This window comes from Bacillus paramobilis, from assembly GCF_038096195.1.
Taxonomy (GTDB): Bacteria; Bacillota; Bacilli; order Bacillales; family Bacillaceae_G; genus Bacillus_A; species Bacillus_A mobilis.
In genome coordinates this window covers 3,445,745-3,469,326 of sequence record NZ_CP151108.1, presented here as the reverse complement: position 1 = coordinate 3,469,326, position 23,582 = coordinate 3,445,745, and the positions used below count along the sequence as shown (strand labels likewise).

The following is a 23,582-nucleotide window of genomic DNA, read 5'->3' as shown; positions in this document are numbered from 1 at the left end:
TAGGGAGAGAAGACAAATGACAAAAAAACCTTATAAAGTAATGGCTCTATCAGCACTTATGGCAGTATTTGCAGCAGGAAATATTATGCCGGCTCATACGTATGCAGCTGAAAGTACAGTGAAACAAGCTCCAATTCATGCGGTAGCAAAAGCTTATAATGACTATGAAGAATACTCATTAGGACCAGAAGGCTTAAAAGATGCAATGGAAAGAACGGGTTCAAACGCTTTAGTAATGGATTTGTACGCTTTAACAATTATTAAACAAGGTAATGTTAACTTTGGTAATGTATCGTCTGTTGATACTGCTTTAAAAGGAAAAGTGATTCAGCACCAAGATACAGCTAGAGGAAATGCAAAACAGTGGTTAGATGTATTAAAGCCACAGCTTATTTCAACGAATCAAAATATCATTAACTACAATACGAAATTCCAAAACTATTATGATACTTTAGTTGCTGCGGTTGATGCAAAAGATAAAGCAACCCTTACGAAAGGGTTAACTAGATTATCAAGTAGTATTAATGAAAATAAAGCGCAAGTAGATCAGTTAGTAGAAGACTTGAAGAAATTCCGAAATAAAATGACGTCAGATACACAAAACTTCAAGGGAGATGCGAATCAAATTACATCTATTTTAGCTAGTCAAGATGCTGGAATTCCGCTTCTGCAAAATCAAATCACAACGTACAATGAAGCAATTAGTAAATATAATGCAATTATTATCGGTTCATCAGTTGCGACAGCACTAGGGCCAATTGCAATTATCGGTGGTGCAGTAGTTATTGCTACAGGGGCAGGAACGCCGCTAGGAGTCGCGTTAATCGCAGGTGGTGCAGCAGCTGTAGGTGGTGGTACAGCTGGTATCGTATTAGCGAAGAAAGAACTTGATAATGCACAAGCTGAAATTCAAAAAATAACAGGACAAGTTACAACTGCTCAATTAGAAGTAGCGGGATTAACAAATATTAAAACACAAACGGAGTATTTAACAAATACAATTGATACTGCAATTACAGCGTTGCAAAACATTTCAAACCAATGGTATACAATGGGATCAAAATACAATTCTTTACTTCAAAATGTAGATTCAATTAGTCCAAATGATCTTGTTTTCATTAAAGAAGATTTAAACATTGCGAAAGATAGTTGGAAAAATATTAAAGACTATGCAGAAAAGATTTATGCGGAAGATATTAAAGTAGTAGATACGAAAAAGGCTTAATCAAATATGAATCGTTAGAGCGTTACGTATTGATGAAAGATTTGAAGCTCCTGTTCAGTTGTGAGCAGGAGCTTTTTATACTCTTATAAAGAAAATAGGTGAAAAGTATGCAGAAAAGATTTTATAAAAAATGCCTTATAACGTTAATGATTGCTGGGGTGGCAACGAGTAACGCATTACCTTTACATCCTTTTGCAGCAGAACAGAACGTAACAACATTGCAAGAAAGTGTGAAAAATTATTCTCTCGGGCCAGCGGGGTTCCAAGATGTAATGGCACAAACGACATCGAGCATATTTGCAATGGATTCATATGCAAAATTAATTCAAAATCAACAAGAGACTGATTTAAGTAAAATAAGCTCCATTAATAGTGAGTTTAAAGGAAATATGATTCAGCACCAAAGAGATGCAAAAATTAACGCGGCATATTGGTTAAATCATATGAAGCCTCAAATTTTGAAAACAGATCAAAATATTATTAATTACAATAATACTTTTCAAGCTTATTATAATAGCATGTTAATAGCGATTGATCAAAAGGATAGCGGAAAATTAAAAGCGGATTTAGAAAAGTTGTATGCGGATATTGTAAAGAATCAAAATGAGGTAGATGTATTATTAGGGGATTTGAAAGCTTTTCGCGATAGAATGGCGAAAGACACAAATAGTTTTAAAGAGGATACAAATCAATTAACATCGATTTTGGCAAGTACGAATGCCGGTATTCCAGCTCTAGAGCAACAAATCAATACATATAACGATTCAATCAAAAAGAGTAATGATATGGTCATTGCTGGTGGTGTACTTTGCGTAGCGTTAATAACATGCCTTGCTGGCGGACCGATGATTGCCGTTGCGAAAAAAGATATCGCAAATGCAGAAAGAGAAATAGCTAATTTAAAGGATAGAATTTCTGGCGCACAAGCAGAAGTCGCAATTTTGACAGATGTAAAAAATAAAACAACAAATATGACTGAAACGATTGATGCAGCTATTACAGCACTGCAAAATATATCAAATCAATGGTATACAGTAGGGGCAAAATATAATAACTTATTACAAAACGTAAAAGGAATCAGCCCTGAAGAATTTACGTTTATAAAAGAAGACTTACATACAGCGAAAGATAGCTGGAAAGATGTAAAAGATTATACAGAAAAATTACATGAAGGCGTGGCGAAGTAAACAGTGGACTAGTTCCGCTGTTTATTTTTTTATCCTGTTTTTTGTGAAAGTTGGACTTGTAATTTGATATTTAAATTTGTCATGTTTTTTATTCATGTAGTTTTAGGGTAATGTTTAATCAAATCGATACTAATACCCTAGATAAACTTCTGAACAAGTTTTTTATATGTAATGTTTTAATGAAAAAAGTTATAATGTAAGCAAAACTAAAAATTGGAAAGGAAATACTGGAACATGGAAAATTATCTATTATTTATCCTTACAGCAATGTTAATCATAATGATGCCTGGTCCTGGTTTTGCACTAGTTACAAAAAACACTATCTCGCATGGTAAAAATGGTGGTATAAAGACTGTTTTAGGAACGATATCTGGAATGATGATTCATACAATAATGGCTACGTTAGGACTCTCTGCTATCCTAATGAAATTTGCTATGTTATTTACATTTATAAAATATGCTGGGGCTTTTTATTTAATTTACTTAGCTGTAAAGTCAATTAAAAGTGCCTTACATAAAAAAGAAGATATATTAGGTTCAGTAGAAATGGACTCTAAGGATATTGGGGCAATTAAAAGCTTTAGACAAGGATTTACTACGGCAATTTTAAATCCAAAAACTGCTGTGTTTTTCCTTAGTTTTTTACCCCAATTTATTGTGAGTAATCAAAATCATTTCCTCCAATTTCTTTTATTAGGAGTCACATTTACGACTTTGACAGCAATATGGTATTTACTTTATATCTCACTCATACGCCAATTAAGAACTTTTCTAAGAAAAGAAAGAGTGAACCGTACAATAGAGGGTGTTACGGGAGCAGTATTATTAGTATTTGGAGTGAGATTGTTTTTCCAAAAATAAATATGTATATGAAAAGAGAAATAATCAATAGTGGTTATTTCTCTTATTTACTTATTCTAAAACTACCATTTTACAATTGATTTCACACCTTCATACTAATTTTATACACGTATCTAATTTGAACGTTAAAAATAAGTTCCTCAATAACCTGACCGGTTTGTTTTATAAGAAAAAATCTTACATTATGGAGATTGGGCTGATAATCGGTAGGGGGATGGACAAAAAACATTGATTAAAGTGTCATTGCATACATTAAGGGAAGTAGCAGTATAGGCGGATAAAATTCAGTAGTCGAAATTTCTTGCATAAAGCTGTATAATGCTTGTAACGAAAAGGAAATACAGGAAAGGATATGTAACGAGTTACTATGGATAAAGATAAACAACAATTAAGCGTTGAAGTTGCAAGATTATATTATCAGTCAGATTATAGTCAGCAAGAAATTGCTAATAAATTAAATATTTCAAGACCGACGATTTCTAGACTATTAAAGTACGCGAAAGAAAAAGGATTTGTTCAAATTAGTATAGCCGATCCATTTGCTGATTTAGATAACGTTGGAAATTTACTGAAAGAAAAGTACAATTTGTTAGAGGCACATGTCGTATTTTCTCCAGTACCAGAATATGCAACGATTACAGAGTATATTAGTAAATATGCAGCAGAGTATATGGAAAAAACGGTTAAAACTGGTGATATCGTTGGTGTAAGCTGGGGAATGACGATGTATGAAATCGCTAGAAAAATCGTACCACAACATGTAAAAGGTGTAGAAGTTGTCCAGTTAAAAGGTGGTATTAGTCATTCGAGTGTAAATACATATGCGAATGAGACCATTGCTTTATTTGCAGATGCTTTTCAAACGACGCCAAGAAATCTACCCCTTCCAGTAATATTTGATAATGCAGTGACAAAGGAATTAGTAGAGCAGGATCGACATATTCATCACATTATCGAAATGGGGAAACAAGCGAATATTGCAATTTTCACTGTAGGAACAGTGCGAGACGAAGCACTATTATTCCGATTAGGTTATTTCGATAAGGATGAAACAAGTTTACTCAAAAAACAATCGGTCGGTGACATTTGTTCACGTTTCTTTGATGGAGACGGAAATATTAGTAGCGAAGAAATTAATCAGCGTACAATTGGAATTGAGTTAGAGGAACTGAAATTAAAGAAACGTTCTATTTTAGTTGCAGGTGGTAATAGAAAAATAAAAGCAATTGATGGTGCGTTACGTGGCGGGTATGCAAATGTATTAATTATAGATCAGCATACAGCAAAAGAACTGTTACATTATAAAAAAGATTAGAAATAAAAGGCTTTCTCAAGATGTTAATTTTGAGAAAGCCTTTTATTTTGTTATGTATGAATTATGGAGTGTTTTTGAATACAAATTGCCTTTTTAAAAATAATTATGGATATTGAGATACATACTACCATTGTTAATATAAAAGTTTTCATTTTATATATGAAGTGTTTCTTAGTTAGAATGTGCTTTATTTACTACAAGAGATTCCCTTCTAAAAAGAATGAACAAAATTTCAAAAGTGTATTTACATTTGTTCAACTAAGAGTTAGAATGAAGTTGTTAAAAGATATGAGGAGTGAAGATAATGAATATTGCAAAGTTAATTGACCATACAATTTTAAAAGCTAATACTACTAAAGAAGATGTTATGAAAGTAATCGAAGAAGCAAAGGAATATAAATTCGCTTCTGTTTGTATTAATCCTACATGGGTGAAGCTAGCTGCTGAAGAATTAGCTGGACATGACGTAGATGTTTGTACTGTAATCGGTTTCCCATTAGGAGCAAGCACTACTGAAACAAAAGCTTTCGAAACAAAAGATGCTATTGCAAAAGGTGCAACTGAAGTTGATATGGTAATCAACGTAGGCGCTTTAAAAGATGGCGATAACGAGTTCGTTGAAAAAGATATTTATGAAGTAGTACAAGCAGCAAAAGGAAAAGCTCTTGTAAAAGTAATCATTGAAACTTGCCTATTAACAGATGAAGAGAAAGTACGCGCTTGTGAATTATCAGTAAAAGCTGGTGCTGATTTCGTAAAAACTTCAACTGGATTCTCAACTGGCGGAGCAACTGCTGAAGACATCGCATTAATGCGCAAAACAGTTGGACCAAACGTTGGTGTAAAAGCATCTGGTGGCGTTCGTACACGTGAAGATGCAGACAAAATGGTAGCTGCTGGAGCTTCTCGCGTTGGAGCAAGTGCTAGTGTTGCAATCGTATTAAATGATGCAAAAGGTGCTACAGATAACTACTAAACATTAATGAAGTCAAAAGCAATAGATACACAAAGTAAAGTGTATCTATTGTTTTAACAATTGAAAAAAATGTAAGCGGATACGAATGGGAGGAGACGGCTTATGAAATATTTAATCGGTATTTTAGGCCTCGTATTGATTTTAGGTATCGCTTGGCTTGCTAGTAATGATAGAAAGAAAGTCAAATATCGCCCAATCATAACGATGGTTATATTACAATTCATTTTGGGGTTTTTATTATTAAATACAAGTGTAGGGAATATATTAATTAGCGGAATAGCAGATGGTTTTGGAGAGCTATTAAAATATGCCGCTGACGGTGTGAATTTCGTATTTGGTGGATTAGTAAATCAAAAAGAGTTTTCGTTCTTTTTAAGTGTATTAATGCCAATCGTATTTATTTCAGCTTTAATAGGTATTTTGCAACACATTAAAGTATTACCTATTATTGTGAAATCTATCGGTCTAGCATTAAGTAAAGTAAATGGAATGGGGAAACTAGAATCATATAACGCTGTTGCTTCTGCGATTTTAGGACAATCTGAAGTGTTTATTTCAGTTAAGAAACAACTAGGATTATTGCCAGAGAAAAGAATGTATACATTATGTGCATCTGCAATGTCTACCGTTTCAATGTCTATCGTTGGATCATATATGGTGTTATTAAAACCACAATATGTTGTAACCGCTTTAGTGCTTAACTTATTCGGTGGTTTTATTATCGCTTCTATCATTAACCCTTATGAAGTTACTGAAGAAGAAGATATGTTAGAAGTACAAGAAGAAGAGAAAAAGACTTTCTTTGAAGTATTAGGGGAATACATTATAGATGGATTTAAAGTTGCAATTACAGTAGCAGCTATGTTAGTCGGTTTCGTTGCTTTAATCGCATTCATTAATGCAGTATTTAAAGGTGTAATTGGTATTTCATTCCAAGAAATTCTTGGTTATGTATTTGCACCATTTGCATTTATTATGGGTGTACCTTGGCATGAAGCAGTTAATGCCGGAAATATTATGGCAACAAAATTAGTATCAAATGAATTTGTCGCTATGACAGATTTAGCACAAGGAAACTTTAATTTCTCAGATAGAACGACAGCGATTATATCTGTATTCTTAGTTTCATTTGCAAACTTCTCTTCAATTGGAATTATTGCAGGGGCAGTTAAGAGCTTAAATGAAAAGCAAGGGAATGTAGTCGCAAGATTTGGTTTGAAATTACTTTTCGGTGCAACATTAGTAAGTTTCTTATCAGCAACAATCGTAGGCTTATTATTTTAATAGATTCATATCATATAAAAAGGAATGGTGATTGTAATGAGAATGGTAGATATTATTGCGAAAAAACGTGACGGCAAAGAATTAACGACTGAAGAAATCAAATTCTTTATTAATGGATATACAGACGGAAGTATTCCTGATTATCAAGTGAGTGCACTTGCAATGGCAATCTTCTTTAAAGATATGACAGATCGCGAACGTGCAGATTTAACGATGGCGATGGTTGAGTCTGGAGAAACGATCGATTTATCAGCAATTGAAGGAATTAAAGTAGACAAACATTCAACTGGCGGTGTTGGTGATACGACAACATTAGTATTAGGACCATTAGTAGCTGCTTTAGATGTACCAGTAGCAAAAATGTCTGGTCGTGGTTTAGGACATACAGGCGGAACAATTGATAAATTAGAAGCGGTAGAAGGATTCCACGTTGAAATTACGAAAGAGCAGTTCATTGATATTGTAAACCGTGACAAAGTAGCTGTTATTGGACAAACTGGAAACTTAACACCTGCAGATAAAAAGATTTATGCATTACGTGATGTAACAGGAACAGTAAACTCAATTCCTTTAATCGCGAGTTCAATTATGAGTAAAAAAATTGCAGCTGGTGCTGACGCAATCGTACTTGATGTAAAAACAGGTGCTGGCGCATTTATGAAAACAGAAGAAGATGCAAAAGAATTAGCACATGCAATGGTACGTATCGGAAATAATGTAGGACGTCAAACTATGGCTGTTATTTCAGATATGTCACAACCGCTTGGTTTTGCGATTGGTAACGCTCTAGAAGTGAAAGAAGCGATTGATACGTTAAAAGGTGAAGGTCCAGAAGATTTAACGGAATTAGTACTTGTATTAGGTAGCCAAATGGTCGTACTTGCGAAAAAAGCAAATACATTAGAAGAAGCTCGTGAAATGCTAATTGAAGTTATGAAAAACGGAAAAGCAACTGAGAAGTTTAAAGAGTTCTTAAGCAATCAAGGCGGAGATAGCTCAATTGTAGACAATCCAGAAAAAATGCCACAGGCGAAGTATGTAATTGATGTACCAGCAAAAGCTTCAGGTGTTATTTCTAACATTGTTGCAGATGAAATCGGTATCGCAGCTATGTTACTAGGTGCTGGCCGTGCGACAAAAGAAGATGAAATTGATTTAGCAGTAGGATTAATGTTACGTAAAAAAGTTGGCGATGCAGTAAAAGAAGGCGAGCCATTCGTAACAATCTATGCGAACCGTGAAAATGTAGAAGATGTAAAAGCTAAAATTTATGAGAACATTTCTATCGCCGAAACAGCAGTTGCTCCTAAATTAGTTCATACAGTTATTACTGACTAATCATAATTACGTTTACTTTGAGGAGGAAAAAATATGGATAAGAAAAAATATATCGAAGAAGCAAATAAGATGTTATCAAAAGCATATATTCCGTATTCGAAATTTCCTGTTGGTGCAGCGTTAGTTACGAAAGAAGGTAAAATCTATACTGGTTGTAATATTGAAAATGCTTCTTATGGTTTATGTAACTGTGCAGAAAGAACAGCAATCTTTAAAGCAGTATCAGAAGGTGAGCGCGATTTTAGTTACTTAGTTATTACAGGCGAAACAGACGGACCGATTTCACCATGTGGTGCTTGTAGACAAGTGATTGCTGAATTCTGTGAACCGAAAATGCCAGTTTTACTAATGAATGTAAAAGGCGATGAAAAAGAAGTGACTGTTGAGCAATTACTTCCAGGTGCTTTCTCAATAGAAGATTTAAAATAAGTTGAAAAGCCATTCCGCAATTATTAATTGTGGAATGGCTTTTTTATTTTCAAAAGTTGAATGTAATATTTTGTTCATATTCCGTTCATAAACTTTGCGTAAAATGATTGCAGCGAATATAGAAAGTTTACAGCAGGAGGAATAGAATGAAGAAATTATATAATGCAGCATTCATTTACTTAATTATCGGTTTATTATCAGGAGTATTTGCAAGAGAGTATTCGAAAGCACAAGGAATTAAAGGATCCACAATGTTGCAATTAGTGCATACACACGTATTAGTGCTCGGCTTCGTCTTCTTTTTAATCGCTTTGGCTCTATTTAAAGTATTTCATGTCCATGAAACAAAGAGTTTTCATGCGTGGTTTGTTGTTTATAATGTAGGAGTAATTTTTACTGTCGCTACAATGCTATGGAGAGGGCTTCTACAAGTAAATGGAACTGACTTTAATGGTTTAAGCCATATGGCTGGATTAGGTCATGTTATTATAAGTATCGGGCTCGTTTGGTTTATGATTTTGCTCAAAAAGTCTTTTAAATAGATAGGTGTGGGGGAGAGTATGATAGCACTTTTATCAAGTATTGTAGCAGTTTGTATGGCTGTTGGGGTCATGTTTCTTCGCTTTAAAGCAGCGAAAAAACCGGTAACGAAAAAGAAAATTATATTACCGCCAATTTTTATGAGTACTGGTGCAATGATGTACTTCTTACCAGAGTTTCGATTAACATCGTTAGAAATAGTAGAGGCGATTAGTATAGGACTTATTTTCTCTATATTTCTTATTAAAACAACTAAGTTTGAAATAAGAAACGAACATATATATATGAAACCGTCAAAAGCATTCATCTTTATTTTAGTAGGCTTATTGGCTGTACGAGTAGCGTTAAAATCGTATTTAAGTCAATCAATTGATTTAGCAGAGTTAAGCGGAATGTTTTTCTTACTTGCATTTGCAATGATTGTGTCGTGGCGAATTGCGATGTATCGCTCATTTACGAAATTGGAAAAGATAATAAAAAGAGCTGGAATTTCTAAATAGGAATTCCGGCTCTTTTTATGTTTTATACGATTGTTTTTTTAGCTTTGATTTCATTTGCTTAATTTTAAACGTATTTGAGCATCTTGTAATGCGGCTGGTGTAACGTTAAGACCATGTTGATCAACAATTTTTGTGTTTAATAAAATGGAATCTAAACTTCCACGAAATGTTTTTGTATAGTTTTGACGCAACATTTGTTGTTCTTGTTTTTCATCAACTGTTAATCCAGATGCTTTTTCTTTTTTTGATAATTCGTTAATACGGAATAAAATGTTTTTCATTTGTTTCACCTCTAGTTAGATTCAATTACATTAGTTACTTACTAATGTATAGTTATTATAACCTATCTTTTAATAAGTGTCAATGCCTATAAACATTCCTTGTTTTGTAAGTGTATGGGGTGATAAATAATGAAAAAACTACAAATATTTGAAATAGAAAAGATGTTAATATACAATACCTTAGTAGGGTATATAAAGTATTGTTTTACTTTATGAGAGTAATAAGCAAAAAGGAGTATGTAATAATGAATGCAGTAATTTCAAAGAAAGAAACAATCATCTCATATACGATTGCTATTTTATTTATTTTAGCTATGGTAACAGCTGGTGTGTTATTAAATAATCCGGAAGTCATTTTGCCAGAAATAGCTGCGATGGCAGTTGCTTTATGGGCATATCGTGAGCCAGGGTGGCTAAGACAACCTGATAAAATTTTTATTGCACCGTCAATAACGGCTGTGATAGGTTTTATGGTGAATCAAATGGATATAGCCTATTTAGGGAAAGTAAGCTTAACGCTTGTATTCATGATGCTGTTTTTACGTGTAATTCAATCCAATTTAGCACCATCAATTGCGACAGGTTTATTACCATTAGTAACAAATGCGACGGAATGGTCATTTGTTATCGCGGTATTTGCTTTAACATTTATTTTAATGATAGGTGTTCTTATATTTAAATTGAACAACGGTATTGAGCGAAAAGTGCAAATACAGTATAAATATATGACTGTATTTCTAATACTAAATTTCGTATGGATCAGTTTATGTTGGATAACTGGTTATGAACAATTAGCAGTTATTCCACCAATATTAGTTGTTGTGTATGAATCACTTCAAAAGCCGATGTACAATGAAAAAATGGCTTTTAAACAAATATTAGTATTAACTGCATCTGCAACTGTTGGAACGTTATTGTACTTTACGATTGATTCATGGATTGTAGTCACTTTATTAAATATGATATTAATGCTTATTTTATTAAAAATCGTTGGAGTACGTATTCCAGCAGCGTATGCATTTCCACTATTGCCGCTCGTATTTCCAGATGAAATGATAAAGATGTTACCAGTAGCTTCATTTGTTGCGGGAGTATTTTTATTTGGTGCAGTACTACTGTATAAAAAGTGGGAGATGAAGCAAAAGGGTATGCAAATGTAGAGAAGGAAATACAATCCTTAGTTAGCATAAAAAATAGACACCTGCGGGTGTCTATTTTCATTAAATGAAGTTTAGCTTAACTCATTTAAACAATTAACAAGTTCTGCCGCTTTAGAAAAGAATGGTGAATGATCAGCTTCCAAAGTAATTATTTTCGTGCAAGGGGTCTCTGTATTCATTCGGCGCTGAAAATCAATCGGAATCGCTCTATCTAGAGTCGTTTCGATATAAATACGATCTATAGTTCCGAAGTTCTCTGCAGATATTTTTATCTCTTGCTGGAATGGACCTAGTGGTTGAGGACGCATTTGTTTGAAAGAAGATTCTTTAATAGCTTCATTTTCTGTAGCATTTAAAAATGTTTGTTCAGTCAACTCTGGTATAAGTTCTGCAGTCATGTCATTCTCATTAATTGAGAATTGTGGACCAGCTTCACCATCTAATTTACTACCAAGACTTTCTCCGTTTTGTGGTAAGAATGCACAAAGATATACTAATTTATCGATTTTATTTGGTATAAGTTCAGCTGTTTGCGTGATTACAATTCCACCCATACTATGTCCAACAAGAATAACTTTTTCATTTTGTTGATCTATAGTAGCTGTTACTGCATCAACATAGGAATCTAACGTTACATTTTGGGAGGGAGTCATATCTTTTCCGCTTCCAGGTAAATCTAGTGTAACAACTGTGTGACCTAAAGCCTCAAGCTGAGGTTTTACTAATTCCCATGCCCATTCACCTTGCCATGCTCCATGTATTAAAATGTAAGTACTCATTTAATCAACACTCCTCTAATGTTTATATGCCTTATTTTTTCGTAATATTGATGGTGTATACTTAGTGTATAGGAAGTGGTTTGATAAATATAATGAAGGTTATTTATAGATGATATAAATATCTTTTATATAAGGAGAACAGAATGAACGTTTTTGATTTTAAAGTTTTTAAAAATGTGGCTCGGTTGAACAGCATTAGTTTAGCAGCGAAAGAATTACATATGACACAGCCGGCTATAACTCATATCATAAACAAATTAGAGAAACGATATGCTTTAACTTTATTTGATCGCTCTAGACAAGGAACGATGTTAACTGAAAATGGAAAGGGATTTTTAGTTTGTGTAGATCGACTTCTAATGGAGTATGAAAACCTTGAAGAAACAGCTTTACAATTAAAAAATAGAAGCTTGTATAAGATTGTACTAGCTACGTATCCTTCCGTTACTGTATATTGTTTGGCGGAGTGTATCCAGCTAGGTAATATTGATCAAAGTCAGTACGTGCTTGCAGTTCGAGAAGGAAGCTATCAAGAAGTATTAGATTGGCTGTCTTCTGGAAGTGCTGATTTTTCTATTTCTATAAAAGAAAATTTAATACCAGGATTTCATTATGAAGTTATTGGTGAAGATCCTTATGTTATGGTTTCTTCAAAGTTTGTTCCACCTAATCTTACTATTAAAGAGTTGAAAAATTATCCTTTCATTATGCCGCTTTCTGGTTGTAAAGAAGTACTTGAACCATATTTGACGAAAAATGAAATAGTAGTTAATAAAGTGATGGAATCAGAGACCATTAGTTCAGCATTAGCACTTGCTTTACAGGTTAACGGTATAACAATTGTTCCAGTATCAGGACTACATAAGCAAATTATTAATGATTTCATTGTGCAACCGATAGAAATTAGAATTCCACGACAACTTATTATGCAGTGGTCACCTAAAAAAGAGAATGATCCACTGTTTCTGGCATTTGTTATGAATTTGCTAAGCCAACTACAACAAAAGAAAAAATGAATAAATAAAATGATCCAAAAGGTAAGCTCATTTTACTGAAGCTTACCTTTTGGATGTATTACCAATATAGAGCAGTATCATAAAGTCCGATTAAAATGAGTAGGACACCGGCTATACGTTGAATGTTTTTTCCTATTTTTCGGCTCTTTTTAAGTAGTGCCCCATTTAATCCAAGGTAGGAGATGATGAACATTAATATAACGATAGGGAGAGCTGTTCCTACCGAAAAGAATGTCGGAAACAAGTAACCATAATTATATGAGAAAGATAAAGGGATTAATGTTCCGAAAAATAGAACGAACATAGTCGGACAGAAAGCTAACGAAAAGAAAAATCCAAGTAAAAATGAGCTGACTTCACTTTGTTTTCGTATAAATTTGATAGGGAAGATGGTAGAGAAGAAATTACTACCTTTTATAATACCTGACAACATTAGCCCCATTAAAATTAATAAAGGTCCGATCATTTTCCTTAACCACGGGAAATACAAAGTTAATATTTGCTGAATCTCTTTTCCTAAGACCCATACTAATAGTCCAAGCGTTGTAAAAGCTATTATTTTTCCTGAAATGAATAACAATATATGTTTCCATGCATGTCCCTTTTGTAAAGATTGATTGCCATAAAGTGTAATAGCGCTAATGTTTCCTGTTAATTGGCAAGGAGCAAGGGTACCTACTACGCCTAATAAAAACGCAAATAAAAGAGGTACTGATTTCGTAGCATTCGCGACATCCATTAAAGGAGACATGAGTTGATAGCTCCATTCACTAATTGTTGAAAACAAGTTATATTCACCCTTCTAATTAAATTGGAATGCTCCCTCTTTAGTAATCTGCTTCCACGTTTTACCCTCATCTGTAGAAAGGAACACATTTGCTTTCAGTGTAGCAAATACGATTTCAGCTGAATTTTGAGGGTTTTGTGATATGTACATAATTGCATCTTTAGCATCTAAAGATGGAGTTTGTATATTTGTCTCTTCATTTGTAGCAATTGATTTCTTCATTATCATTTGTTTATTGATAGGGGCGTAAATAACATCTTCATTACTTAATGTAACTGCGGTCGATTCAAGTGATGTAGATAATAGTTCAAATGTATTTCCGTAATCTGTAGATAAGTAAACACCGTCTTTAGCACTTACCGTGACTACACTAGCTTGATCCGGATGTACGGAAAAGGAATGAATCGTACTCGAAAGACCTTTTAACTTACTATTTTTCCAATCTTGTCCGTTGTTCGTACTAAAATAAAAACCTTGTTGTAATTTAGAATTTGGACGCTCATTGTATAAATAAATTGCTTCCGTATTATATCCGACAGCAAGGTTATGAAAATCAGATTCTCCGTAAAAAGCTAGCTTTTCAAGGGTATTACCGCCATCAGAACTTTTCATTAATCCTAAAGGGTTTTTTAAATTTGCTCCTGGTTCAGGATGACCGCTGGCAAAGAATCCGTTCTTCGTTGCTTGAAATCCCATATAATCATGTAATCCAGTCTTAGTTTCAAGCCATTTTCCATTATGATAAACTTTTATCCCGCTATGAGTGGCGATAGAAACCCCAGGCATATTTCCTGCATAGCCAATTCCGTGAATGTGCTCGATTTTTCCAGATGTAATTTCTTTATAGAAGTCTTGCGGACTCGTATTTGCTGTTTCTATATTTTTTGACTCAGATTGCACCGTTTCTTTCTTCACGGGTGCTGTTTCGGTATTGCTAGAACATCCAGTAATTATGAATAAGGAAGTAATTGCTAACCCAGTTGCTACATAATGTTTCAAAGTTGTGGCTCCTTTCCTATATATGAGATTTTAAGTATATGGAATAAATGTCAAGAAATTGTGGAGTTGTATGCATAATGTAGATTAGAGGGGTACTAGTAAGGGGGATTTTCCTTTTTCTATGAGTACTATTAATTGACGAAAAATTGTAACAATAATAAAATGAATTGATTAGATAATTAGTTTTTTAATCATACATAGAACGCTAGGGGGATTATTATGAAAGCAACATTTTTTGCTCAAAATAGAGAACGATTAGTAAACACATTACCAGACGAATCTATTACTATTTTATTTGCGGGACAAGCACCTCATATGTCAGCGGATGCACATTATAAATTTGTGCCGAATCGGAATTTTTACTATGTAACAGGAATCGATGAACCAAATGTTATTTTCATGTTGAAGAAGGTTGGAAATAGTGTTGAAGAAACACTTTTTATTGAAAAGTCAGATCCAGTAATGGAAAAGTGGGTCGGTAAAACAGTTTCTAACGAAGAAGCAGAGAAAATTTCGGGTATAAAGAAAGTTGTATATTTAGATAGCTTTGAAAAGACAATGTCAAATATACTTTTTACAGAAAATGTGAAGCATCTATATTTAGATTTAGAGCGTCGTGAATGGAATGGTACAGAGACAAAAACATTAGCATTTGCTAAACATGTAAGAGAACAGTATCCACACGTTTTAATTGGTAATGTATATCCGAATATTTGTGAATTACGAGTGTTTAAAACAGAAGAAGAAATTGAAATTATGAAAGAGGCGATTGCTGTAACGAAAGACGGTATTTACAACGTACTTAAGCATGCAAAAGCAGACATGATGGAATATGAATTAGAAGCTCAGTTTGATTTCATACTAAAATCATCTGGCATTAAGCATCATGCGTTCAATACAATTTTGGCAAGTGGGAAAAATGCTACAGTTCTTCATTATGAAGATAATGATGCACAAATTCAGAATGGCGATTTAGTACTGCTAGATTTAGGCGCTCAAAAAAATTACTATAACGCTGATATTAGTTATACATTCCCGGCAAATGGAACATTCTCTAGTCGCCAAAAACAAATTTATAATATTGTATTAAAAGCATTGAAAGAAACAACAGAGATTATTAAGCCAGGCTTAAAGTTCGCTGCATTAAATGAGCATGCTAAAAAAGTACTTGCAGAAGGGTGTAAAGCAGTTGGTTTAATACAAGAAGATGAGGAACTGTCTAAATATTATTATCATGGTGTCAGCCATTTCCTTGGTTTAGATACGCATGATGTAGGGACATACAAAGATAGAGTGTTAGAAGAAGGCATGGTTATAACAATTGAACCTGGTCTTTATATTGAAGAAGAATCAATCGGCATTCGTATTGAAGATGATATTCTTGTAACGAAAGACGGACATGAAAACTTGTCAAAAGATATCATTAGAGAAGTTGAAGAGATTGAAGCGTTTATGAGAGAAAACAATGTAAATGCAAAAAAAGATGAAGTTGTTACGAAATAACCATTAGAAGAGGCGCTCAATTTTGGGCGTCTTTTTATTTAGCTCATTGTATATCTCCATATTTTCTTGAAAATCATTTTTTATAATGATTTTGAAAAAGAAAAAGGAGGGGTTTCCATGAAGAGATTTGTGTTAACAGCAGTTACAGTCTTTGTCATATCTTTAATTGCTGCATGTTCTTTGGCCACAAATACAACAAACGATCATAAAAATATGAATGATAAAAAAACTAAACAAACTGAAACGGCTACAAAACCATTGGAAATTGTTAAGGGACCAGAAGTTACTTTAATAGCGAAAGAAGAAAAGCAAAAATTAAGTAACGGTGTTATTGTTCCGGTCTGGACATTTAATGGCTCATCTCCTGGTCCAGAAATTCGGGTGAAAAAAGGTGAAAAGGTGAAAGTGACATTAAAAAATGAACTATCTGCACCGGTATCTATTCATTGGCATGGGTATCCTGTTCCAAATAGTATGGATGGAATTCCAGGCGTGACGCAAGATGCGGTTGAATCTGGAAAAAGTTTCACCTATGAATTTGAGGCGAACGTACCAGGAACGTATTGGTATCATTCACATCAAGATTCTGTAAATCAATTAGATAGAGGTTTATATGGAGCGCTCATTGTAGAAGATACAAAGGAAAAATATGATAAAGATTACACATTAATGTTAGATGAATGGGTAACAGATAAAGAAGAGATTAATAAACAGTTAAAAGAAATGACAAAAGGGCAAAAAGGTAATAAATCTAAGGATAATGAAAATACGAAAAAGAATGATGATATGAAAGGAATGGATCATGGAAATATGAAGATGGAAGGTCATGATATGAGTATGTATGATTTATTCACAATCAATGGTAAAAGTGGGGATTTAGTAGAACCATTAAAAGTGAATAAGGGAGATAAAGTTCGTCTTCGACTCGTTAATGCTGGTTATCTATCACATGATATACACGTTCACGGTCATGATATAAAAGTAATTGCGACAGATGGTCAACCAATAAACGATCCAAAAGTTATAAAGGATCAAGTAATTTCAATCGCACCGGGTGAACGTTATGATATTGAATTTACTGCTAATAATCCTGAGAAATGGTATGTGGAAGACCATTTAGCAAATAAAGGTGTAAAAGGAATGAAAGCTGTTATTGAATATGATGGCAGCAAAGAGATGAAAGATAAAGCAAACGAAAAAGAAAAATTACCGAAATTAGATGTGACGAAATACGGTGCTAAAAAATTAGGTAGTTTCACGTTAAATCAGCAGTATCCTGTCACATATAATATGGATTTAAATACGCAAATGAATGGAAATGAAATGGTATATACAATTAACGGAAAGGTATTTCCGAATATTGACCCGATTCCAGTAAAAAAGGGTGATTTAGTAAAAGTGAAATTGGTAAATCGTTCTAAAATGGACGATCATCCAATGCATTTACATGGTCACTTCTTCCAGGTGTTGAGTAAAGATGGAAAACCGATAGAAGGTTCTTCAATTGTGAAAGATACTTTGAACCTAAAGCCAGGTGAAGAATATGAAGTAGCTTTTGTAGCAGACAATCCGGGTGATTGGATGTTCCACTGTCATGATTTACACCATGCTTCCGCGGGGATGGTAACAGAAGTGAAATATACAGATTATAAATCTGACTATGTTCCCAACCCAAACATTCCTAATAAGCCAGAATAATATGAAGCAGTTATCCTTTGGATAGCTGCTTATTCATTTTCGCTGAAAGAGTCAATGTATATGTTGATCATGCCCGGGTGAAGGTGGGGGAGTATGATCTGGGAATGTCACGAATACGGCCACGATAATTACCACACTAATTGATAGTAATAACAAAAAACGCCGTTGAATAAAAGTAGAAAAAGTATCTGATAAAAGTTGAATTATACATGACATAGTTATTGTTATCGTAAGCAAAAGGCTAATAAACAGTATACTATGGGCTTGTTGAGCGTTTAACATTTCTGTAATCATTGCTCCCATCATGCTTGCCATTAATCCAGAGAACATTCCTTCTAAAGCAGTATATAGGTGAAAACGTAGACCGACTAAAAAACCGATACAACTACTAATCAAAATAGCAAGCAAAGTAGAATATAGCAATTCTCCTTTAAAAAGAATACCTAAATAAAAACCTATACTTAAACCCGTACTCATACTAAAAGACATAATAAATACCATATACTCCATTAGGGTACCCTTGCGTTTAGATATATATGATGTAATAAGAACCGAGATACAACAAAGTGTTAAGGCGGTTAATGTGTAAGCGAACATCATGATACCTCCCTGTCCTATCATTTATGTCATCATATGTTCATATGGAGAGTACTTATGCTTATTTATATCTGCATATTATCTGCACAATTTATTAGAAGTGAGTTCGATATAATGTTCAAATAGTGATGTGTTCTTTTAGTAGGTGAGGATCTGTAAAAAAGCATTACGATCATAGTAGTTACAGAGGGAAAAGTATTATTACTTTGAGAGAAATATATATAGTAAAAATGAATGGAAAGGATGGTCCACTTTTGAACATCTTTTTTGTGAATAAAAAGGAGTTAGGATAGTAAGCAAGATAATGAAACAGAGCTTAATTATTTGTTTTTCGAACGATAATAAGGTGGTCGTAAGTTAAAACAATGTTGTATTCAGAGTTATTGCAAAGTTCATTTACAGCTTTGATAACTCCTGGAAACTGCTCGGTATAATCGTGAAATAGAATGAGCCCACCATTTACAACACGTGATACATAATGAGTGATGTCGTGTTTCACACTAGAATATTCATGATCACCATCAATAAATAATGCGGCAATAGATTTAGGGCAATCATCGTAAGCTTGTGTACTAAACTTTCTTATTGGAATAACGAAATCTTGTAGTCCGTGGTAATTTATGTTGAACTGAAATGAAGGGTAATAACAATCAAGGAATGGATCAATAGCGTAGATTGGACGTTTTCTATTACTCAATAGAGAACTTCCCAGAGCTAAGGCAATTGTACTTTTTCCTTTATAGGAACCGATTTCCACTATATCTCCGTCTAAGTGATCTAGCGTTGAAGATAAGTGTAATAGAGCAAATTGCTCATGCGGCGATAACCAGCCTTCGGTATGTTCTATAATTGCTAATAAGTCGTGTATACTTACTAGACTTTTCATATTATCATCATCCTTTTCAAGTTTATTATAGCTTATGTTAGTAGAAAAAAAGTGATATGGTTGTAGAGTTTAACTTTTGTACAATTGAATTCACATTTATATTGTTTTAAATATAGGAGAAATAATATGTGAGTATCTCTATTGTGAACATATAAAGAATAAGCGTATAATATTATAGTTATCCCATTACTGGGAATAACCCGCGAATGATAAATAAGATTGTTGTTTTATCATCGCCTCTAAACAGATAGACAATGAAAGTAACACTGGAATACAGATAGGGAGTTATAAAATGAAATTAATTATTGCCGAGAAACCAGATCAAGGTTTGGCTCTTGTTTCACAATTTAAATATCGCCGGAAAGATGGCTATTTAGAAGTAGAAGCGAATGAGTTATTTCCAAATGGAGCGTACTGTACATGGGCAATTGGTCATTTGACGCAGTTATGTAATCCAGAGCATTATCGCGCAGAGTGGAAAAAATGGTCACTTAATACGTTACCGATGATTCCAGAGCGTTTTCAATTTGAAGTAACAAAGTCAAAGTATAAGCAGTTTAACGTTGTGAAACAGCTGTTACATAATCCACAGGTAACAGAAATTATTCACGCGGGCGATGCTGGGCGCGAAGGGGAATTGATTGTACGAAACATTATTAATCTTTGTAACGTGCAAAAGCCGATGAAACGTCTTTGGATTTCATCTTTAACGAAACAAGCTATATACCAAGGATTTAAAAATTTACTAGATGAAGCAGATACAATTAATACGTACTATGAGGCGTATACAAGGTCATGTGCGGACTGGGTCGTTGGTATGAATGCATCGCGTGTCTTTAGTATTCTGCTAAAGAAAAAAGGAATGAACGATGTATTTTCCGCTGGTCGTGTACAAACACCAACGTTAGCGTTGATTGTAAAGCGTGAGAAAGAAATTGAAAACTTTAAGTCTGAGCCGTTTTGGGAAGTGTTCGCAACCTTTAATATAGAAGGAAAGAAGTATGAGGGGAAATGGGAGAAGGATAGTGAATCCCGCTTAAAAGACCCTGATATGGCAAATAAAATTGCAGCATTTTGCCAAGGGAAACCGGCTGTAGTAAAAGAAATGAAAACGGAGCGTAAAGAGTTTCAGCCGCCGTTTTTATTTAATTTATCAGCACTGCAAGCGACAGCGAATAAAGCTTTTAAATTTTCACCGAAAAAGACGCTTGATATAACACAAGCACTATATCAAAAAGGGATAGTTTCTTATCCGCGTTCGGATTCTAACTATGTTACACAAGGAGAAGCAGCGACGTTCCCTGATATTTTACAGAAGTTAAGTCAGTTTGATGAATATAAAGGGTTATTGCCAGCACCAATTGAATCGATTATGAATAATAAGCGTTATGTGAATGAAAAAAAAGTTACAGATCACTACGCTATTATTCCGACAGAGCAAGTTACAAATCCAAGCAAACTATCAGGTGATGAAAAGAAAATTTACGATATGATCGTAAGAAGACTGATTGCGGCGCATTATGAAGTAGCAATCTTTGACTACACAACGATTACAACTCTTGTAGATGAACGTGCTGAATTCATTTCAAAAGGAAAACAGCAAATTCAAGAAGGTTGGCGTAAAGTTATTTTCCAAGATGATAAAGATGACGAAACAATTCTTCCAATTGTCGCAGAAGGTGAACAAGGAAAAGTTGTAAAGGTGAAAGTGAAAGAAGGAAAAACACAGCCGCCGAAGCGTTATACAGAAGGACAACTTATTACGTTAATGAAAACGGCGGGTAAGTATTTAGAGAATGAAGAGCTGGAGAAAGTATTAAAGAAAACAGAAGGTTTAGGTACTGAGGCAACGCGTGCAGGTATTATTACGATGCTGAAAGACCGTAAATATATAGATGTGCAGAAGAACCAAGTGTATGCAACTGATAAAGGGAAAGTCTTAATTACCGCAATCGGTGATAAAATACTAGCTTCACCAGAAATGACAGCGAAATGGGAGCAACGCCTTGCGGAAATTGGTGAAGGAACAGCATCACCAGCTACATTTATGGAACAAACGAAAAAGCTATCAGCTAAAATTATTGAAGATGCGGTAGAAATGTCGGAGAAATGGGACTTCACTGGATTACATGTGGAATCGATTGAACGAAAAGGATCGAAATTTACAACAGGTAAAAAGGTTGGTAGTTGTAAAAAATGTGATGGAGATGTGATTGATAAGTCCACATTTTACGGTTGTTCAAACTACAATACAACGCAATGTGATTTTACCATTTCAAAGAAGATATTAAGTAAAACAATTTCGCAAAAGAATATGACAAAGCTTTTAAAAGGTGAAAAGACCGATTTAATTAAAGGCTTTAAAAAAGGCGAGAAAACGTTTGATGCGAAGTTAGAGTGGAAAGATAATAAGATGAATTTTGTGTTTGAGAATTAAGTGGTTTTAACAAATAAAAGGTTAAGTTTGAAAAAACATAGGTAGAACAGAGAAAGCATGACGATTTTATGTCATGCTTTTTTATTTTTAAATTATAGGATTTTGTGTGCTAACAATAAAAAACATTTGAAAGAAAAGTATTAAATAGGACGTTTATATTATCTTTATCATTTCTTTTATCCCGCATTAATGGGCAAGACCCCCACCTTAAAATTCAGCGAAAGCAAAGAAGTTAGGTGGGGGATGAAGAAGACCCCACTGATTAAAGTTTCACTTTATATAAAGGGAAAATAAGCAATTAAGAGAATGGAAGAAAGTATGCAATAAAAATATCGTATAAAATAATAAATATTTATTGTAAAACGATAAAAAATATATTAAAATCAAAAACAGAATAAATAATTGTGGTGCTTTTTGTAGAAAAGTTAACAACGTTATTTTTAAAATTAGAGGAGGTATAAATATGGACATTAACAATTTGATTATTGAAAATATGGATAATCCTCATGAGTTGGAGAGAATGTATAGAAAAGACCCGAAAGCTTTTAAAAAGTCATTCTCACAAGCATGGGATGAAAATCCTGATTCTCAGGTGCTAGGTGCTTGGTATGAAAGATTACATTTCAAGGAGACGGCAAATAAAGAAAAAATATCGCTGTTTCAAAAAGGTTTCTTATTCATGGGTATGTTAGCTATTCTAGCTGGGCTAAGCACTAGAATCATTTTTCACTTTGTTGAGCAGGAAGCAATTGCTCCAATTAACTTGGCTTTTGGTGTAATTCCCTTTATTGCTGCTTATTTTATTTACAATAATACTCCGAAAAAAAGTATTATTTATTTCCTTGCAGCGTTGTTCCTAATTGCCGGGTTGTATCTTAATATGTTGCCATTAAATTATAAAGACAGCAGTATCCTTGCGTATTTACATCTTCCTATATTGTTATGGGTCTTATTGGGACTTGCGTTTACGGGAAATGAATATTCAAAAGGCAGTACAAGATTAGCTTATATTAAATTTAATTTAGAATATTGTCTTCTCTACGCTAGCATGGCTGTGAGCGGAATGATACTAGCAGTATTCACTATGAAGTTATTTAGCTTTGTTGACTTGGATATAGGAGAATTCTATTTTAGTAATGTTGTTTTATTTGGAGCTGCTGCTCTCGCTGTAGTGGCTGCATACGTAGTATCATTGAATCTTAAACTTGCTAAAAATATTACACCATACATATCTAAAATTTTTAGTCCGCTCGTCCTGATCACATTGTTGATCTATCTTATAACAGTTATATGGGTAGGAAAAAATCCGTTCTTGGATCGTAACTTCCTCATGGCCTTCAATGGAATACTCCTTGGTGTATTGGCTGTTACTATATTTTCTATCGTTGAGAGTGACTCAGACGAGAAAAAGAGCATTTCAGATTATATAAATTTTGCCTTAATTGTTCTGGCGCTTATTATTGACACTGTCGCATTGTCAGCCATCGTATTCAGACTTTCTTCTTACGGGATTACACCTAATAGACTTGCTGTTTTAGGCGTAAACATACTGATCTGGGCAAATCTCATTTGGATTATGTTTTCCTATATGCGTTTTCTACAAAACAAATCAGGACCGACAGCTATCCAAGAAGCTGTTACGAAGTATTTGCCAATCTACGGACTTTGGGCAGCGTTCGTCATATTTACTTTTCCTATAATGTTTAATTAGAAAGGCTTTGTTAATATAGCGTGTCTAAAACGTATAAAATCCTTAGAGCCGATAATTATCGTTACTTCTATAA

22 protein-coding genes are annotated in these 23,582 nt (G+C 33.9%); 16 read left to right on the top strand and 6 right to left on the bottom strand.

What is annotated here, in order from left to right:
* The first annotated feature begins 16 nt into the window (after positions 1-16).
* The 10 genes from nheB to AABL52_RS17665 all read left to right on the top strand — a co-directional run bounded on the left by nheB (position 17) and on the right by AABL52_RS17665 (position 9,655).
* A complete protein-coding gene (gene nheB, locus AABL52_RS17710; RefSeq protein ID WP_097843440.1) occupies positions 17-1,225 on the top strand; it encodes a non-hemolytic enterotoxin NHE subunit B in 1,209 nt (402 codons plus the stop codon).
* 107 nt (positions 1,226-1,332) lie between these two features.
* On the top strand, positions 1,333-2,412 hold the full coding sequence (nheC, locus tag AABL52_RS17705; protein WP_341518076.1) for a non-hemolytic enterotoxin NHE subunit C: 1,080 nt from the start codon (positions 1,333-1,335) through the stop codon (positions 2,410-2,412).
* Between the two features lie 234 nt (positions 2,413-2,646).
* Complete coding sequence (locus tag AABL52_RS17700; RefSeq protein ID WP_000432998.1) at positions 2,647-3,273, top strand: LysE family translocator; 627 nt, start codon at positions 2,647-2,649, stop codon at positions 3,271-3,273.
* Between the two features lie 367 nt (positions 3,274-3,640).
* Positions 3,641-4,588 (top strand): sugar-binding transcriptional regulator, encoded by a 948-nt coding sequence (locus AABL52_RS17695; RefSeq protein ID WP_000356571.1) that lies wholly within the window; start codon positions 3,641-3,643, stop codon positions 4,586-4,588.
* A gap of 304 nt (positions 4,589-4,892) precedes the next feature.
* Positions 4,893-5,564, top strand: coding sequence for a deoxyribose-phosphate aldolase (gene deoC / locus AABL52_RS17690; protein WP_001017444.1), 672 nt, complete (start codon positions 4,893-4,895; stop codon positions 5,562-5,564).
* Between the two features lie 102 nt (positions 5,565-5,666).
* Positions 5,667-6,848, top strand: coding sequence for a NupC/NupG family nucleoside CNT transporter (locus tag AABL52_RS17685; protein ID WP_048566912.1), 1,182 nt, complete (start codon positions 5,667-5,669; stop codon positions 6,846-6,848).
* 36 nt (positions 6,849-6,884) lie between these two features.
* Positions 6,885-8,186 (top strand): pyrimidine-nucleoside phosphorylase, encoded by a 1,302-nt coding sequence (locus tag AABL52_RS17680; protein WP_002108542.1) that lies wholly within the window; start codon positions 6,885-6,887, stop codon positions 8,184-8,186.
* Between the two features lie 33 nt (positions 8,187-8,219).
* Positions 8,220-8,615 carry a cytidine deaminase gene (locus AABL52_RS17675; protein ID WP_000358538.1) on the top strand — a complete coding sequence of 132 codons (396 nt, stop codon included), beginning with the start codon at positions 8,220-8,222 and terminating at the stop codon, positions 8,613-8,615.
* Positions 8,616-8,761: 146 nt separating this feature from the next.
* On the top strand, positions 8,762-9,157 hold the full coding sequence (locus tag AABL52_RS17670; RefSeq protein ID WP_000737865.1) for a DUF2871 domain-containing protein: 396 nt from the start codon (positions 8,762-8,764) through the stop codon (positions 9,155-9,157).
* Between the two features lie 18 nt (positions 9,158-9,175).
* Entirely contained in the window at positions 9,176-9,655 is a 480-nt protein-coding gene (locus AABL52_RS17665) for a CcdC family protein (RefSeq protein ID WP_000561058.1), read from the top strand.
* 50 nt (positions 9,656-9,705) lie between these two features.
* Here the strand turns inward: AABL52_RS17665 and AABL52_RS17660 are convergent, their stop codons facing one another.
* Positions 9,706-9,936, bottom strand: a complete 231-nt coding sequence (locus AABL52_RS17660) for a DUF896 domain-containing protein (RefSeq protein ID WP_000789775.1) — start codon at positions 9,934-9,936, stop codon at positions 9,706-9,708.
* A 245-nt stretch (positions 9,937-10,181) separates the two neighbouring features.
* Between AABL52_RS17660 and AABL52_RS17655 the strand changes: the two genes are divergently transcribed.
* Positions 10,182-11,096 carry a hypothetical protein gene (locus AABL52_RS17655; protein WP_341518075.1) on the top strand — a complete coding sequence of 305 codons (915 nt, stop codon included), beginning with the start codon at positions 10,182-10,184 and terminating at the stop codon, positions 11,094-11,096.
* Between the two features lie 71 nt (positions 11,097-11,167).
* On the opposite strand, the gene AABL52_RS17650 is transcribed toward AABL52_RS17655, so the two are convergent.
* Positions 11,168-11,875: an alpha/beta fold hydrolase gene (locus tag AABL52_RS17650; RefSeq protein ID WP_151035393.1), complete on the bottom strand. Its 708-nt coding sequence runs from the start codon at positions 11,873-11,875 to the stop codon at positions 11,168-11,170.
* 143 nt (positions 11,876-12,018) lie between these two features.
* Between AABL52_RS17650 and AABL52_RS17645 the strand changes: the two genes are divergently transcribed.
* A complete protein-coding gene (locus tag AABL52_RS17645) occupies positions 12,019-12,891 on the top strand; it encodes a LysR family transcriptional regulator (RefSeq protein WP_327936882.1) in 873 nt (290 codons plus the stop codon).
* Between the two features lie 58 nt (positions 12,892-12,949).
* On the opposite strand, the gene AABL52_RS17640 is transcribed toward AABL52_RS17645, so the two are convergent.
* Both AABL52_RS17640 and AABL52_RS17635 read right to left on the bottom strand, forming a co-directional pair.
* Entirely contained in the window at positions 12,950-13,678 is a 729-nt protein-coding gene (locus AABL52_RS17640) for a sulfite exporter TauE/SafE family protein (RefSeq protein ID WP_239661036.1), read from the bottom strand.
* A 15-nt stretch (positions 13,679-13,693) separates the two neighbouring features.
* Complete coding sequence (locus AABL52_RS17635; protein ID WP_341518074.1) at positions 13,694-14,677, bottom strand: F510_1955 family glycosylhydrolase; 984 nt, start codon at positions 14,675-14,677, stop codon at positions 13,694-13,696.
* Between the two features lie 219 nt (positions 14,678-14,896).
* On the opposite strand from AABL52_RS17635, the gene AABL52_RS17630 reads away from it, so the two are divergent.
* Together AABL52_RS17630 and AABL52_RS17625 are read left to right on the top strand one after the other, a co-directional pair.
* Positions 14,897-16,180, top strand: coding sequence for an aminopeptidase P family protein (locus AABL52_RS17630; RefSeq protein WP_064460314.1), 1,284 nt, complete (start codon positions 14,897-14,899; stop codon positions 16,178-16,180).
* Positions 16,181-16,297: 117 nt separating this feature from the next.
* On the top strand, positions 16,298-17,878 hold the full coding sequence (locus tag AABL52_RS17625) for a multicopper oxidase family protein (RefSeq protein ID WP_341518073.1): 1,581 nt from the start codon (positions 16,298-16,300) through the stop codon (positions 17,876-17,878).
* A 51-nt stretch (positions 17,879-17,929) separates the two neighbouring features.
* On the opposite strand, the gene AABL52_RS17620 is transcribed toward AABL52_RS17625, so the two are convergent.
* Both AABL52_RS17620 and AABL52_RS17615 read right to left on the bottom strand, forming a co-directional pair.
* Positions 17,930-18,475, bottom strand: a complete 546-nt coding sequence (locus AABL52_RS17620; RefSeq protein WP_341518072.1) for a hypothetical protein — start codon at positions 18,473-18,475, stop codon at positions 17,930-17,932.
* 316 nt (positions 18,476-18,791) lie between these two features.
* Positions 18,792-19,361: a class I SAM-dependent methyltransferase gene (locus tag AABL52_RS17615; protein WP_076536800.1), complete on the bottom strand. Its 570-nt coding sequence runs from the start codon at positions 19,359-19,361 to the stop codon at positions 18,792-18,794.
* Positions 19,362-19,653: 292 nt separating this feature from the next.
* On the opposite strand from AABL52_RS17615, the gene topB reads away from it, so the two are divergent.
* Positions 19,654-21,798 carry a DNA topoisomerase III gene (gene topB / locus AABL52_RS17610; protein WP_341518071.1) on the top strand — a complete coding sequence of 715 codons (2,145 nt, stop codon included), beginning with the start codon at positions 19,654-19,656 and terminating at the stop codon, positions 21,796-21,798.
* A gap of 463 nt (positions 21,799-22,261) precedes the next feature.
* On the top strand, positions 22,262-23,509 hold the full coding sequence (locus AABL52_RS17605; protein ID WP_341518070.1) for a DUF4153 domain-containing protein: 1,248 nt from the start codon (positions 22,262-22,264) through the stop codon (positions 23,507-23,509).
* Positions 23,510-23,582: the final 73 nt, after the last annotated feature.